The 13,984-nt window shown below is 70.0% G+C and carries 13 protein-coding genes; 9 read left to right on the forward strand and 4 right to left on the reverse strand.

The window, feature by feature from the left end:
• Window positions 1-111 precede the first annotated feature (111 nt).
• Window positions 112-1,965, forward strand: coding sequence for a dihydroxy-acid dehydratase (gene ilvD, locus IH68_RS0134015; protein ID WP_030942698.1), 1,854 nt, complete (start codon window positions 112-114; stop codon window positions 1,963-1,965).
• A gap of 51 nt (window positions 1,966-2,016) precedes the next feature.
• On the opposite strand, the gene IH68_RS0134020 is transcribed toward ilvD, so the two are convergent.
• Entirely contained in the window at window positions 2,017-4,101 is a 2,085-nt protein-coding gene (locus tag IH68_RS0134020; protein ID WP_030942699.1) for a serine/threonine-protein kinase, read from the reverse strand.
• A gap of 182 nt (window positions 4,102-4,283) precedes the next feature.
• Between IH68_RS0134020 and IH68_RS0134025 the strand changes: the two genes are divergently transcribed.
• From IH68_RS0134025 to IH68_RS0134040, 4 genes are all read left to right on the forward strand, one after another.
• Window positions 4,284-4,601, forward strand: coding sequence for an SH3 domain-containing protein (locus IH68_RS0134025; RefSeq protein WP_030942702.1), 318 nt, complete (start codon window positions 4,284-4,286; stop codon window positions 4,599-4,601).
• A gap of 18 nt (window positions 4,602-4,619) precedes the next feature.
• The gene (locus IH68_RS0134030; protein ID WP_051833873.1) at window positions 4,620-4,940 is read left to right on the forward strand and encodes an SH3 domain-containing protein; all 321 of its coding nucleotides are present in this window, start codon (window positions 4,620-4,622) and stop codon (window positions 4,938-4,940) included.
• Between the two features lie 7 nt (window positions 4,941-4,947).
• Window positions 4,948-5,451, forward strand: a complete 504-nt coding sequence (locus IH68_RS0134035; protein WP_030942705.1) for a hypothetical protein — start codon at window positions 4,948-4,950, stop codon at window positions 5,449-5,451.
• Between the two features lie 99 nt (window positions 5,452-5,550).
• Entirely contained in the window at window positions 5,551-6,321 is a 771-nt protein-coding gene (locus IH68_RS0134040; protein ID WP_030942707.1) for a class I SAM-dependent methyltransferase, read from the forward strand.
• Here IH68_RS0134040 and IH68_RS0134045 read toward each other — a convergent pair.
• Entirely contained in the window at window positions 6,285-7,718 is a 1,434-nt protein-coding gene (locus tag IH68_RS0134045) for a SulP family inorganic anion transporter (RefSeq protein ID WP_030942709.1), read from the reverse strand. The genes IH68_RS0134040 and IH68_RS0134045 overlap by 37 nt on opposite strands.
• A gap of 249 nt (window positions 7,719-7,967) precedes the next feature.
• On the opposite strand from IH68_RS0134045, the gene IH68_RS0134050 reads away from it, so the two are divergent.
• From IH68_RS0134050 to proC, 3 genes are all read left to right on the forward strand, one after another.
• The gene (locus tag IH68_RS0134050) at window positions 7,968-8,783 is read left to right on the forward strand and encodes an ABC transporter ATP-binding protein (RefSeq protein WP_030942711.1); all 816 of its coding nucleotides are present in this window, start codon (window positions 7,968-7,970) and stop codon (window positions 8,781-8,783) included.
• Window positions 8,780-9,574, forward strand: coding sequence for an ABC transporter permease (locus IH68_RS0134055; protein WP_030942713.1), 795 nt, complete (start codon window positions 8,780-8,782; stop codon window positions 9,572-9,574). Before IH68_RS0134050 ends, IH68_RS0134055 begins: the two co-directional genes overlap by 4 nt.
• A gap of 349 nt (window positions 9,575-9,923) precedes the next feature.
• Window positions 9,924-10,736, forward strand: a complete 813-nt coding sequence (proC, locus tag IH68_RS0134060; RefSeq protein WP_030942715.1) for a pyrroline-5-carboxylate reductase — start codon at window positions 9,924-9,926, stop codon at window positions 10,734-10,736.
• Between the two features lie 16 nt (window positions 10,737-10,752).
• On the opposite strand, the gene IH68_RS0134065 is transcribed toward proC, so the two are convergent.
• Window positions 10,753-11,340, reverse strand: a complete 588-nt coding sequence (locus IH68_RS0134065; RefSeq protein WP_030942717.1) for a cysteine hydrolase family protein — start codon at window positions 11,338-11,340, stop codon at window positions 10,753-10,755.
• 75 nt (window positions 11,341-11,415) lie between these two features.
• Here IH68_RS0134065 and IH68_RS0134070 point away from each other — a divergent pair, with 75 nt between their 5' ends.
• Entirely contained in the window at window positions 11,416-12,438 is a 1,023-nt protein-coding gene (locus IH68_RS0134070; protein WP_030942719.1) for a GlxA family transcriptional regulator, read from the forward strand.
• Here the strand turns inward: IH68_RS0134070 and trpS are convergent.
• On the reverse strand, window positions 12,366-13,403 hold the full coding sequence (gene trpS, locus IH68_RS0134075; protein ID WP_030942721.1) for a tryptophan--tRNA ligase: 1,038 nt from the start codon (window positions 13,401-13,403) through the stop codon (window positions 12,366-12,368). The genes IH68_RS0134070 and trpS overlap by 73 nt on opposite strands.
• Window positions 13,404-13,984: the final 581 nt, after the last annotated feature.

Raw genomic sequence — 13,984 nt, forward strand, 5'->3', positions numbered from 1 at the left:
CACCGCCCTCTGAACGAGACGTGCATCCCGCATTCCGGACACGGCGTCCATCCCTTGGAGCAACGGGCGTACGCTCGACTCAGTCAGAACTCTCCGAAGGAGCGAGCGACGATGCCCGAGCTGAGGTCCCGCACAGTCACCCACGGCCGCAACATGGCGGGCGCCCGCGCCCTTATGCGCGCCTCCGGTGTACCCGGCGCGGACATCGGCCGCAAGCCGATCATCGCGGTCGCCAACTCCTTCACGGAGTTCGTGCCGGGCCACACCCATCTGCAGCCGGTCGGCCGGATCGTCAGCGAGGCGATCGTCGAGGCCGGCGGCATCCCGCGGGAGTTCAACACGATCGCCGTCGACGACGGCATCGCGATGGGCCACGGCGGCATGCTGTACAGCCTGCCCTCCCGCGACCTGATCGCGGACAGCGTGGAGTACATGGTCGAGGCGCACTGCGCCGACGCCCTGATCTGCATCTCCAACTGCGACAAGATCACCCCGGGCATGCTGAACGCGGCCCTGCGCCTGAACATCCCCACGGTCTTCGTCTCCGGCGGCCCGATGGAGTCCGGCCGCGCCACACTGGTCGACGGCACGGTCCGCACGCTCGACCTGGTCGACGCGATCTCGGACGCCGTGAACGACAAGATCTCGGACGAGGACATCCTCCGTATCGAGGAGAACGCCTGTCCGACCTGCGGCTCCTGCTCCGGCATGTTCACCGCCAACTCGATGAACTGCCTGACCGAGGCCATCGGCCTCTCCCTCCCCGGCAACGGCTCGGTCCTGGCCACCCACACGGCCCGCAAGCAGCTGTACGTCGACGCGGCCCGCACCGTCATGGACATCACGCGCCGCTACTACGAGCAGGACGACGAGACGGTCCTGCCGCGCAACGTCGCCACCTTCGCGGCCTTCGAGAACGCGATGGCCCTCGACATCGCGATGGGCGGCTCGACCAACACGATCCTGCACCTGCTGGCCGCAGCGCAGGAGGCGGGTGTCCCGTTCGGCCTGGAGGAGATCAACGAGGTCTCGCGCCGGGTGCCGTGCCTCGCGAAGGTCGCCCCGAACGTGGCGAAGAACCGCACGTACTACATGGAGGACGTGCACCGCGCGGGCGGCATCCCCGCGCTGCTGGGCGAACTGCACCGGGCCGGCCTGCTGAACGAGAACGTCCACTCGGTCCACAGCCCGTCCCTGGCGGACTGGCTGAAGACGTGGGACGTGCGCGGCGGCTCCCCCTCCCCGCAGGCCGTGGAACTGTGGCACGCGGCCCCCGGCTGTGTCCGCTCCGCCGAGGCCTTCTCCCAGTCCGAGCGCTGGGCGGCGCTGGACGAGGACGCGGCGGAGGGCTGCATCCGCTCCGCCGAGCACGCGTACTCGAAGGACGGCGGCCTCGCGGTCCTCAAGGGCAACCTCGCCGTCGACGGCTGCGTGGTCAAGACGGCCGGCGTCGACGAGTCGATCTGGACCTTCGAGGGCCCGGCGGTCGTCTGCGAGTCGCAGGAGGAGGCCGTCCAGAAGATCCTCACGCAGCAGGTCAAGGAGGGCGACGTCGTCGTCATCCGCTACGAGGGCCCCAAGGGCGGGCCCGGCATGCAGGAGATGCTCTACCCGACCTCGTACCTGAAGGGCCGCGGCCTGGGCAAGGCCTGCGCCCTGGTCACCGATGGCCGCTTCTCCGGTGGCACCTCCGGCCTCTCCATCGGCCACGCGTCCCCGGAGGCGGCGGCCGGCGGCACCATCGCCCTCGTCGAGGACGGCGACCGCATCCGCATCGACATCCCGAACCGCACGATCGAGCTCCTGGTCGACGACGCCGAACTCGCCCGCCGCGAGCAGGCCCTGGGGGGCGTGTACGCGCCCAAGAACCGCGAGCGGAAGGTGTCGGCGGCGCTGCGGGCCTACGCGGCGATGGCGACCAGCGCGGACAAGGGCGCGGTGCGGGACGTTTCGAAGCTGGGCTGACGTTGTTCGTGCGGTGAGGGGCCGTCCTTTCGGGGCGGCCCCTTTCGCGTGCTACCAGGCCGCGGGATTGCGGGCGTCCACGGCGAAGACGGTCCCGTCGGGTGCGGTGGCGTAGACGTGGTCGTTGGCGAGGACGGGTGCGGGCACCGTGCCGACGACCTGGCCCGAGTTCGCACCCGGTCGTGCCGGGGTCTGCCCGACCAGCCGCCCGCCTGCGGCGTCGACTGCGAGCAGTCGCCCGTCGGCGGTCGTGAGGTACACGTGGTTGCCGTCGGCGACCGGTGCCGAGCCTCGGCTCACCGACGTCTCAAGGTGCCAGAGTCGCTTGCGTGCCTCCACGTCAACGGCGTCCAGCGCACCGTCGGCGGCCAGGACATAGACGACGTTCCCGCGCACGGTCGCCCGGGCGTCGGGGCGGGCCACGGGGAGTGCCACGCGTCGCGACGACTTGGCCGCCGGGGTGTATCGGACGACGGCGTCCGTGTCGCCGTAGACCCTGTTGGTGGAGAGGAAGAAGACGGAGCCGTCGCGGGCGCCGACGGGCTCCAGGTTTCCGCTCAGGCGTGCGTCCCAGCGCACCGTGCCAGTGGCCGGGTCGACGGCGGTGACGCGTGTGCTCGACCCGTCGGCGGAAGGGCTCGACGCATACGCCAGCCCGTCACTGATGAATGAGGCGAAGTACGGCAGGCTCTGGCCCGGTATCCGCCTGTTCCATTTCGTGTCGCCCGTCGTGCCGTCCACGCCGGCAACCGTGCCGTTGGGGCGGGTGAGCAGGAGCATCCCGCCGACAGGCTGGATTGCATTGTGTGCCATCTTCCGCTGCCAACTCGCGCTGCCCGACGCGGGATCGAGCGCTTCGAGCCGTGGGCCCTGGTCCAGTTGAGGCTGCACGAGACCACCTGCGAGGACTGGCGGTTTGCTTCTGCGCGTCGAAGCGACGGAGTGTCGCCACAGCAGGCTGCCGTCGGACGGATCGAGAGCGAAGACAAGCCCTGATCGGGCGCAGATCAACTGCCCTGCCGCAGAGGAACACTGGGGCGTGCCCCCGCTTGAGGAAACGGGTTTCGCCTCCCACCCGTCGAATGCGGCTGACGCTCGCGGCGCAGTCCCGCCCTTTGCGTGGTGACTGCCCGCGTTGAGGAAGGGGATCGAGGCGAGCGCGCCGACCGCGAGGAGGCCGACGCCGACAGCGGTCAGGACGCCCAGCCTGCGTGAGCGCCTTTCAGGTCGTCTTTCCGGTGTCTCGGGCTCGGGTCTGGGCACGTCGGCGGTTCGCTGTGCGGGTATGAACGCCTGGGTGTCGTACGAGGCCGCCACCGACCGCAGTTCGCGCATCAACTCGTCGGGCGTCGGTCGGTCCTCGGGCTCCTTGGCCAGGCAGCGCAGCACCAGCGGCGCGAGGTTCTCCGGTACTCCGGTCAGGTCCGGCTCGTCGTGCACGACCTGGTAGGCGACGACGTACGGGCTGTCGGAGTCGAACGGCCCGCGCCCCGTCGCCGCGTGCACCAGAACGGATCCGAGTGCGAACACGTCTGCCGCGGGGCCGACTTCCCGGGGCCGCCGGAACTGCTCGGGCGCCATGAAGGGCGGCGTGCCGATCAACTTCCCAGTCTCGGTACGCAGTTCGCTGTCCTTTGGCCGAGAGATACCGAAGTCGATGACCTTTGGTCCGTCCTCGGCGAGCAGCACATTGCTCGGCTTCAGATCCCGGTGCACGACCCCCACCCGGTGAATGTCGCGCAGCGCCTCGGCCAGTCCGGCCATCAGGCGGCGCAGCTGAGCCGGGGGCATGGGGCCATTCCGCTTCACGTGATCGGAGAGGGTCGGCCCAGGAATGAACAGCGTGGCCATCCAAGGCCGTTCGGCCTCGGGATCGGCGTCGACAACGGACGCTGTGAAGGCACCACTCACCCGGCGGGCAGCGGCCACCTCTTGCCGGAACCGTCCCCTGAACTCGGGATCCTTGGCGAATTCCGCGTGTACGACCTTCACCGCAAGCTTCATCCCCGAGGTGCTGCGGGCCAGGTGCACCACACCCATTCCACCTGATCCGAGACATGACTCCAGACGGTAGTGGCCGGCGTACTCAGGAAGTTCCGCTTCCGCGCCCGCTCCGGCGTTGCGTTCAGGCGCCATGGGACCACCCCCGTGCTGTTCGTCCGCGCGCGCGACGCACGGAGCCTAGTCGATGACTCGTACGAGGCAGAGGCGGCGTGCTAGCTTCCGCGTGCAAGATGCGCACATGTGTTTCATGGCGTGTTTTAGGGGAATCACTGGGTCCCCATGGCAGTCATGGGGACCAACGGGGGAGGATTTTCATGTCTGTTGACCGCGCAGAAGCGCCAGAGAACGCCGAGGAGACCGAGGCCCTGACGGCCACCGCGACGGTCCGCTACTACTCCGTCGCGCCGGGCGTGCGACTCAACGTCCGCAGCGGCCCCGGCACGAGCTATGGCATCGTGCGCGTCCTGCCCGAGGGCGCGAAGGTGCCGATCTACTGCCAGACCCCCGGTACGTCGGTGACGGGCCCGTACGGCACGAGCAACATCTGGGACAACATCAGCAACGGCCAGTACGTCTCGGATGCATACGTACTCACCGGCACCGACGGCTACGTCGCCGACCGGTGCGCCTGATCCGGCCAAGAGCAGAGGATCCTGGGCTCGGCGGCCACCGCGAACGCGGCCACCGTGCGCTACTACGACGTTGCGCCGGGCCTCCGGCTCAACGTCCGCAGCGGCACCGGCACTCAGCACAGCATCGTCCGTATTCTGCCCGAGGGCGCGAAGGTGCCGATCTACTGCCAGACCCCGGGCACGACGCTCTCCGGCTACTACGGCACGTCGCACATCTGGGACAACATCGACGACGGCCAGTTCGTCTCGGACACGAACGTGCACACCGGCAGCGACGGTTACACAGCCCCCGCTGCGGCTGATCCCCGAAGGGAGCCCGCGCCCACCCCGGAGCCATAATCGTCCCGTGAGCGACGAAAACGGCACCCAGGACTCCGCGGGCTCCCCGACCGGCCCCCGCCCAGAAGCCCTCCGCTTCTTCGGCACCACCTGGGTGAACCACGACAACGGGTACGGCCTCCGCCGTATCGGAGCGGCCGTCGGCTCCCTCGCCGCCGCAGTCGCCGCCTGCCTGGTGCTGCGCCTCGCCTACCAGGGCCTCCAACTCGCCTCCACCGGCGCCTTCGTGAACATCCTCGTCGTCGCCATGTTCGCGATCTGCAGTGCCCTCGCCTTCCGCAACACCTGGGACGGCTTCAGCAAGCGCCCCGACCCCGCCCGCCAGGCCTCCCTCCGCGGCCTGCTGGCCATCGGCTTCGTCGGCTCCCTCCTCGCGTACTTCTTCCGCTCCCTCACCGAGGCTCCGGGCGAGAACCTCCACCGTGGGGAGTACGAGGCGGCCCTCAAGCAGCACGAGAAGCGCACCACCCGCCGCACCGGCAACCCGTCGAAGAAGCGCCGCCGCTCCTGAGACCTGCTTCCGGAACAGCCCCGCTGCCGGTTCGGAACCCCACGCTTTCTCACCAAAAACTCGCTGCCCCCTGCACCCACCCCGCGCCACCATGGCCTCATGACCGCCTCCTCGCAGCGCACCCGCGCCCACTCCTTCAACGCCGCCGCAGCCCAGTACGCCGCCAACCGCCCCTCCTACCCACCGGCCCTCTTCGACGCCGTCGAGGACCTGGCCGGCCGCCCCCTCCAGGGCGCCCGCGTCGCGGACATCGGCGCCGGCACGGGCATCGCGACCGCGCTCCTGGCCTCCCGCGGCGCGGACGTCGTCGCCGTGGAGCCCGGGGCCGGCATGGCGGTCGAGTTCCGCCGCGCCAACCCCGGCCTCCCGATCGTCCGGGGCAACGGCAACGAGCTGCCGCTCGCCACCGCCTCCGCCGACCTCCTCACCTACGCCCAGGCCTGGCACTGGACCGAGCCCGCCCGCTCGGTCCCGGAGGCCCTGCGCGTGCTGCGTCCGGGCGGAGCGCTGGCCCTGTGGTGGAACACCACCGACCTCGACGTCCCGTGGCAGGCTGTCCAATCCGGCCGCCTGGAGCACCACTTCGGCATCAAGCGCGAGGTCGACAGGACCGGCAACGGAGCCCCCGTCGCTCTCGCCGACCCGGCCGGTGCCCTCGATTTCACCCGCCGACAGGTCCGCTGGAGCCGCCCGGTCACCATCGACACACACCTCGCCAACATCGGCAGCCACTCGATGTTCCTCGTGCAGAGCGAGGAACGCCGGGCGGCCATCCTCGGCGACGAACGCGACCACCTGCTCGCCGCTTTCCCGGACGGGATCGTCGAGGAGGCCTACGTCGTCGAACTGCTCGTGGCCACCAAGTCATGACCCCGTGCGGCGGCCCACCCCTCCAGGGCCGCCGCACACGCATGGTCCACATGCCGCAGCCCACCCAACTCCAGCCGCACCTCCCGGTCGTGCGGCAGTGCCTCCAGCGCGTCCAGCAGCTTCGGCAGCCGCAGGAACGTCGCATGCCCCAGCACCCGTACGACGATCCCCGCCTCGCCCCGGTCCTCGGTCTCCACATGCACATGGCTGATGTCCCACGCCGTCTTCGCCACGGCCAGCGTCAGCCCCACCAACACCCCCTCCAACAAGTTCCCCAGGACGATCGCCCCAGCCGTCGCCGCCAGCACCACGACCTCCCCGCGGTGCTCGCGCCACAGCACCCGCACCTCCCGCACCGGCACGAGCCTGCACCCGGCGTGCACCAGCAGCGCGGCCAGCGCCGCCACCGGAATCAGCCCGAGCACCCCGGGCAGGACGACCGTGAACAGCAGCAGCCACACCCCGTGCAGCACCCGCGAGGCCTTGGTCCGCGCCCCCGCCTGCACGTTCGCCGCACTCCGCACGATCACCGCGGTCATCGGCAACGCCCCCAGCACCCCGCACACCGCGTTCCCCGCGCCCTGCGCCATCAGTTCACGGTCGAAGTCCGTCCGCGGCCCCTGGTGCAGCCGGTCCACCGCCGCCGCGCTGAACAACGACTCCGCCGACGCGATCAACGCGAACGCCACGACAGTTCCGATCACCCCCACTTCCGTAAGCCGCCCGAAGTCCGCCGCCTCCGGCACTCGTACCGCATCGACGAGCCCCCGCACCTCGACCCGCCGCACGTCCAGGCCGAACACCCCGGTCGCCGTCGACACCACCGCCACCGCGACCAACGGCGCAGGCACCACCCGCGCCCCCCTGCGCCAACGCGGCCACAGCAGCAATACGGCAATGGTGGCACCCGCCACTGACAACGCCCCCGGATCCATTCGGCCGGGCAGCCACACCAGCCCGGCGATCTTCCCCGGCCCGCTCGCCGGCACGGCCGCATCGCCCATCGCATACACCTGCCCTGCGACCAGGAGCAGCCCGATCCCGGCGAGCATCCCCTGCACCACGGCCACGGACACGGCCCGGAACCACCGCCCGAGCCGCAGCGCCCCGAGCCCCAGCTGCAGCAGCCCGGCCCCGAACACCAGCACGCCGAGCGCCTGGACGCCGTACGTGTCGACGGCCTCGTAGACGAGCACCGTCAGCCCTGCCGCCGGCCCGCTCACCTGCAGGCTGCTGCCGGGCAGCGCCCCGGCGACCAGCCCGCCGACGATCCCGGTGACCAGCCCCAGCTCGGCGGGGACTCCGGAAGCCATGGCCACGCCCACACACAACGGCAGTGCGACCAGGAAGACGACCAGTGAAGCGAACAGATCGGCCTTGCGTATGCGACAGCGCATGACAACAGCACCTCCGTCGGTGAGGGGGGAGATGCGTGGGCGCCGAGCCGGGGGAGGGCACGGCGAAGTGAAATCCATTGTCAGGAAAGGGAGTTGGTTCCGCATCCGGTTCGTGTTTCCGACCGGTGAACGCGGAGGCATGCAAACCGGACTCTCCGCCTCCGATCACGCCGCCACGCGCCTGCGCCGACGAACGCACCCCCGGGTCATCACTTGACGTCGTTGCTGCCCCGGAGCATTATTCATCGCATGATGAATTACTCCGAAGGCCGCTCCGCGGATCCCCCTGCTACCACTGAGGTCCGTGCTCCCGCTGTCCGAGCCGAAGGCCTCACCGTGGTCCGCGGCCCGCGCACCGTCCTGCGCGGCCTCGACTTCACCGTTCCGCGCGGCCAGATCACCGGCCTCCTCGGTCCCTCCGGCTGCGGCAAGTCGACCCTCATGCGCTCGATCGTCGGCACCCAGGCCAAGATCACCGGCACCCTGGAGGTCCTGGGCAGCCCGGCCGGCCACCCCACCCTGCGCAGCCGCATCGGATACGTCACCCAGGCCCCCTCCGTCTACGACGACCTGACGGTCCGCCAGAACCTCGACTACTTCACGGCGATCCTCGCCCCGGGACGCTCCCCCTCGGACCGCCGCCACGAGATCAACCGAGTCCTCGCCGACGTCGACCTCACCTCCCACGCCGATGTCCTCGCCGGCAACCTCTCCGGCGGCCAGCGCAGCCGCGTCTCCCTGGCAGTCGCCCTGCTGGGCACCCCCGAACTCCTCGTCCTCGACGAACCCACCGTCGGCCTGGACCCGGTCCTGCGCCGCGACCTGTGGACCCTCTTCCACTCCATCGCCGCCGACCGCGGCGCAACCCTCCTCATCTCCTCCCACGTCATGGACGAGGCCGAGCGCTGCCACCGCCTCCTGCTGATGCGCGAGGGCGAGATCCTCGCCGACGACACCCCCGACGCCCTGCGCACCCGCACCGGCTCCGAAACGGTCGAGGCGGCCTTCCTGCACCTGGTCGACGAGGCGGCCACCGCCGCCCGCGAGAAGGAGACCACCCGATGAGCACGACGACGACCACGACCGGTACGACGACGACACCCACCCCCACCGGCGCCCTCAACGCCTCCCGCACCACCGCCACCGCGGCCCGGGTCCTGCGCCAGCTCCGCCACGACCCGCGCACCATCGCGATGATGATCCTCATCCCCTGCGTGATGCTGTTCCTGCTCCGCTACGTCTTCGACGGCAGCCCTCGCACCTTCGACAACATCGGCGCATCACTCCTCGGCATCTTCCCCCTCATCACGATGTTCCTGGTCACGTCCATCGCCACCCTGCGCGAACGCACCTCGGGCACCCTCGAACGCCTCCTCGCCATGCCGCTGGGCAAGGGCGACCTGATCGCGGGCTACGCCCTCGCCTTCGGCACCCTCGCGATCATCCAGTCCGCCCTGGCCACGGGCCTCGCGGTGTGGTTCCTGGGCCTGGACGTCACGGGCAGCCCCTGGCTGCTCCTCCTGGTAGCCCTCCTGGACGCCCTCCTCGGCACAGCCCTCGGCCTCTTCGTCTCGGCCTTCGCGGCCTCCGAATTCCAGGCGGTCCAGTTCATGCCCGCCGTGATCTTCCCCCAGCTCCTCCTCTGCGGCCTCTTCACCCCTCGCGACAACATGCACCCGGCCCTGGAAGCGATCTCCGACGTCCTCCCCATGTCCTACGCCGTGGACGGCATGAACGAGGTCCTCAGACACACGGACATGACCGCCAACTTCGTCCGCGACGCCTTGATCGTGGCGGGCTGCGCCCTACTGGTACTGGGCCTGGGCGCCGCAACCCTGAGGCGCAGGACAGCGTGAAGGAGCGGGCCTGGTGGCTGGCGGTCCGTGTCTTTCATCCCGTCCGGTCCGTGTCTCTCATCCCGTCCGGCGTTTGAGGACGAGGCCGTCCAGGCCGATCGGGGTCCGGGGCGGAGCCCCGAAGCGGGGTGCAGGGGACGCAGTCCCCGCCGGGGTCCAGGGGTGGAGCACCGGGCGGGGTCGAAGGGGCAGCGCCCCTGGGGACGGGAACGGGTAAGGGCGGCGGGGGCGAGAAACCCCGACGGCAACCCACCCGCCAACGTCCCGCCCACCGGACACCCAAGCCACCCGCCCACCCCCGGTGCGACGATGGACCCCGGACGACGCACCCCCGGAGGGCACCCCAGCCATGACGCAGAAAGTCGCAGTCCTCGGCACCGGCAAGATCGGCGAAGCCCTGCTCAACGGAATGATCCGCGGCGGCTGGGCCCCCGCCGACCTACTGGTCACCGCCCGCCGCCCGGAGCGAGCCGAAGAACTCCGCTCCCGCTACGGCGTCACCCCGGTCACCAACCCGGAAGCCGCCAAGACCGCCGACACCCTGATCCTCACGGTCAAGCCGCAGGACATGGGCACCCTCCTCGACGAACTCGCCCCCCACGTCCCCGGCGACCGCCTGGTCATCAGCGGAGCCGCCGGCATCACGACCGCCTCCATCGAGGACCGCCTCGCCACCGGCACCCCGGTCGTCCGCGTCATGACGAACACCCCCGCCCTCGTCGACGAGGCCATGTCCGTCATCTCCGCCGGCAGCCATGCCACCGCCGACCACCTCGCCCACGCCGAGGAGATCTTCGGCGCCGTCGGCAAGACACTGCGCGTCCCCGAGTCCCAGCAGGACGCCTGCACCGCCCTCTCCGGCTCCGGCCCGGCGTACTTCTTCTACCTGGTCGAAGCCATGACGGACGCCGGCATCCTGCTCGGCCTCCCCCGCGACAAGGCCCACGACCTGATCGTCCAGTCCGCGATCGGCGCCGCGACGATGCTCCGCGACAGCGGCGAACACCCGGTCAAGCTCCGCGAGAACGTCACGTCCCCCGCGGGGACGACCATCAACGCCATCCGCGAACTCGAGAACCACGGCGTCCGAGCCGCCCTCATCGCCGCCCTCGAAGCCGCCCGCGACCGCAGCCGCGAACTCGCCTCCGGCAAGAAGGACTGACTGCCGCCGGGGGCGGTCAACCCGCCGCGTCCACCACCTCCTTCGTGGCCACGACACGCGCAAAACCGCCCCCGTGCAGCGACACCGCCGACGCCTGCGCGATCTCGTCAGCACTCCGCCGCCAGCCGAACGGCCCCTCCAGAGCGAAGGTGTACGTCGCGTCATACGCGACGACCACGTCGTACCCGAGGTTCCCGCCCATCCGGGCCGTCGTCTCCACACACATGTTGGTCTGGATCCCGGCCACCACGAACTGCGAGATCCCCTCAGCCTTCAGCCAGGCATCCAGATCCGGCGTGCCGTAGAAGGCCGAGTTCACGGTCTTCGTGATGAACAGCTCGGCCCCGCCGGCCCCCTTCCCACGCCGCCGCTCCACGTACTCCTTGAACTCGTTCCCCTCGTACCCCGGCCGCAGCGGGGACTGGGGCTTCGGCGAGTCATGCCGTACGAAGACGACCGGCCGCCCCGTCGCCTGCCACACGTCGATGAGCGAAGCGATGTTGTCATCGGCCTCCGGGTTGTTCCGCGGCCCCCAGAAGTCGGCCTCGTCGAAGCCCTTCTGCACGTCCACAACCACCAGCGCTGCGTTCTCTGCGATCTCCATGCCCACGATCCTGCCGCCGGGAGCACGCCCACCCCAGAGGGTGAAAAGCCAGCGATCGATGGTTTACTGCCACCCATGGAGAACGCTGCAGAGGACCCGTACCGCGTCGCCCTCGCCGCCTTCCCCGGCATCCGCGCCTTCGACGTCTCCGTCATCACCGAGGTCTGGGGCAGCGACCGCACCGACCGCGGCGCCCCCGCCTTCGACCTGCGCCGAGTCGCCACCGACACCACGACCCCCGTCCTCATGCGCGGAGGCATGACCCTCCACCCGGACCGCACCCTCGCCTGGCTGCCACGAGCCGACCTGATCGTGATCCCCGGCCTCGACGACCACCTCACACCCGCCCCCACCCCCGTCCTCGACGCCCTCCGCCGCGCGCACGCCCGCGGCACCACCATCGCGGCCCTGTGCGGCGGCGCCTTCACCCTCGCCCAGGCCGGCCTGCTCGACGGCCGCCGTGCCATCACCCACTGGAACCTCGTCAGCCTTCTCCGCGCACACCACCCCCGAGTCACCGTCGTCCCCGACGCCCTGTTCATCGAAGACGACAACCTCTGGACCGCAGCCGGCACCGCGGCCGGCATCGACCTCTGCCTCCACCTCGTCCGCCAGTCCCACGGCGCCGAAGCCGCAGCCACCATCGCCCGCTCAATGGTCACCGCCCCCTTCCGCACCGGCACCCAGGCACAGTTCATCGAGCACCCCACACCCCGCGCTGACCGCGACGCCGACACCCTGGCCGCCGTACGCGAGTACGCCCTGCGCCACCTCCACGAACCGCTCACCATCGCCGACCTGGCCGCCCACGCAGGCATGTCCCCACGAAGCTTCGCCCGCCACTTCACCGCGCAGACCGGCACGCCCCCGCTCCGCTGGCTCCTCGACCAGCGAATCGCCGCAGCGCAGAAACTCCTCGAACGAACCGACCTGCCCATGCCCGAAGTGGCCCGCCGCGCCGGTTTCGGCAGCGAGGTCACGATGCGCCAGCACTTCGCATCGCGCCTCGCCACCAGCCCGCGCGCCTACCGCGCCGCGTTCAGCACCACACCGGCCCCGGTATCCGACGCAGCCGGCAGCAACCCGATCGCGCGATAAGCGGCATCCACGGTCGGCCGGGCCAACGCCCGCGCTCTCTCCGCACCATCCCGCAGCACCCCCTCCACATAGCCAGGATCAGCGCACAGCGCCCTGTGCCTCTCCTGTACGGGCCTGAGGAGCTCGACCACGGCCTCTGCGGTGTCCTTCTTCAAGGACCCGTACGACTCATACACACCGCTCAAGGCCTCCGGGTTCCCACTCGTGCAGGCCGCCAGGATCTCGAGCAGATTCGTCACGCCGGGCCGCTCCTCCCGGTCGTACACAATCTCCCGCCCACTGTCGGTGACAGCCCGCATGATCTTCTTCCGCACGGCATCCGGCTCGTCGAGCAGATAGACGATCCCCGGCCCGGAGTCGTCCGACTTCCCCATCTTCGACGTCGGCTCCTGCAGATTCATGACCCTCGCCGCGACCGCAGGAAGCGTGGCCTTCGGGACCACGAACGTATGCCCGTACCGCTGGTTGAACCGCACCGCGAGATCACGCGTCAGCTCCACATGCTGCGCCTGGTCGTCCCCCACCGGCACCTCGTCCGCCCCGTACACCAGGATGTCCGCCGCCATCAGCACCGGATACGTCAGCAGGGACAGCCGCACACTCCCGCCCCGCTCGCGCTCACGAGCAGCTTTCTCCTTGTACTGGATCATCCGCCGCATCTCACCGTCGGTCGCCACACACTCGAGGACGTACGACAGCCGCGCGTGCTCATCGACATGACTCTGTACGAACACGGTGCACAGCGCCGGATCCAGCCCCGCAGCAAGCAACAGCGTCGCCGCCTGCCGACTGAGCCTGCGTACCCGCGCCGGATCGTGGTCCACGGTCAGCGCATGCAGATCGACGATGCAGAACAGCGCATCCGCCCGGTGCTGGTCCACCGCGGCCCACTGCCGCATGGCTCCCAGGTAGTTCCCCAGCGTCAGGTGCCCGGTCGGCTTGACCCCGCTGAAAACCCGCGTCATCTCTTCTCCACCTCCTGGTCGAGACCGCCGTCCCGGCGGCCGGCCCTCAGGAGCTCTGGAGGGAGAAACGAGAACGGCCGCCGAGGCGGCGGCCGTTGAACGCATACGTGAGTACGGCCGCCGTCAGGCGGCCCACCACTGCTGGGTACACGTACGCGTAGTCATGCCCCTCAGGCTACGCCTCCCAGGTGCCGCCCGGAGGCGAGTTGACACACCCCCGCGCGCTACGTAGTGTTCTCCGAGTTGTCCGACGTGAGCGCCGACTACGGTCGGTCCCCGGACAGCCACTTCGCAAGTACCAACCACTACTCGACGGCCAGTCGACCTGTCTGGCGTCGCGTTATTGGCATGCGTATTTACGAAATGAGGAATCCACGTTCGAAAGGACGCGGACCCCGATTAGCTCGGGGGCCGGGAATCCGCTAAAGTCTCACTCGTCGGAACGGCCCAACGGCCGGGAGGACAGCCCCTCTGACTGGGAGTCAGGCCCGAAAGGATCTGATAGAGTCGGAGCCGCCGGAAAGGGAAACGCGAAAGCGGGAACCTGGAAAGCACCGAGGAAATCGGATCGGGAAACGGTC

The organism is Streptomyces sp. NRRL S-646 (assembly GCF_000720765.1).
Classification (GTDB): Bacteria; Actinomycetota; Actinomycetes; order Streptomycetales; family Streptomycetaceae; genus Streptomyces.

What these genes read in the sequence shown, in the direction of transcription:
- IH68_RS0134025 (WP_030942702.1), top strand. Translation starts at nt 4,284, where the DNA reads ATGTCTGTTGACCGCGCAGAAGCGCCAGAGAACGCCGAGGAGACCGAG.
- proC (WP_030942715.1), top strand. Translation starts at nt 9,924, where the DNA reads ATGACGCAGAAAGTCGCAGTCCTCGGCACCGGCAAGATCGGCGAAGCC.
- IH68_RS0134045 (WP_030942709.1), bottom strand. Translation starts at nt 7,718, where the DNA reads ATGCGCTGTCGCATACGCAAGGCCGATCTGTTCGCTTCACTGGTCGTC.
- IH68_RS0134055 (WP_030942713.1), top strand. Translation starts at nt 8,780, where the DNA reads ATGAGCACGACGACGACCACGACCGGTACGACGACGACACCCACCCCC.
- IH68_RS0134050 (WP_030942711.1), top strand. Translation starts at nt 7,968, where the DNA reads ATGATGAATTACTCCGAAGGCCGCTCCGCGGATCCCCCTGCTACCACT.
- IH68_RS0134040 (WP_030942707.1), top strand. Translation starts at nt 5,551, where the DNA reads ATGACCGCCTCCTCGCAGCGCACCCGCGCCCACTCCTTCAACGCCGCC.
- trpS (WP_030942721.1), bottom strand. Translation starts at nt 13,403, where the DNA reads ATGACGCGGGTTTTCAGCGGGGTCAAGCCGACCGGGCACCTGACGCTG.
- IH68_RS0134070 (WP_030942719.1), top strand. Translation starts at nt 11,416, where the DNA reads ATGGAGAACGCTGCAGAGGACCCGTACCGCGTCGCCCTCGCCGCCTTC.
- IH68_RS0134020 (WP_030942699.1), bottom strand. Translation starts at nt 4,101, where the DNA reads ATGGCGCCTGAACGCAACGCCGGAGCGGGCGCGGAAGCGGAACTTCCT.
- IH68_RS0134065 (WP_030942717.1), bottom strand. Translation starts at nt 11,340, where the DNA reads ATGGAGATCGCAGAGAACGCAGCGCTGGTGGTTGTGGACGTGCAGAAG.
- ilvD (WP_030942698.1), top strand. Translation starts at nt 112, where the DNA reads ATGCCCGAGCTGAGGTCCCGCACAGTCACCCACGGCCGCAACATGGCG.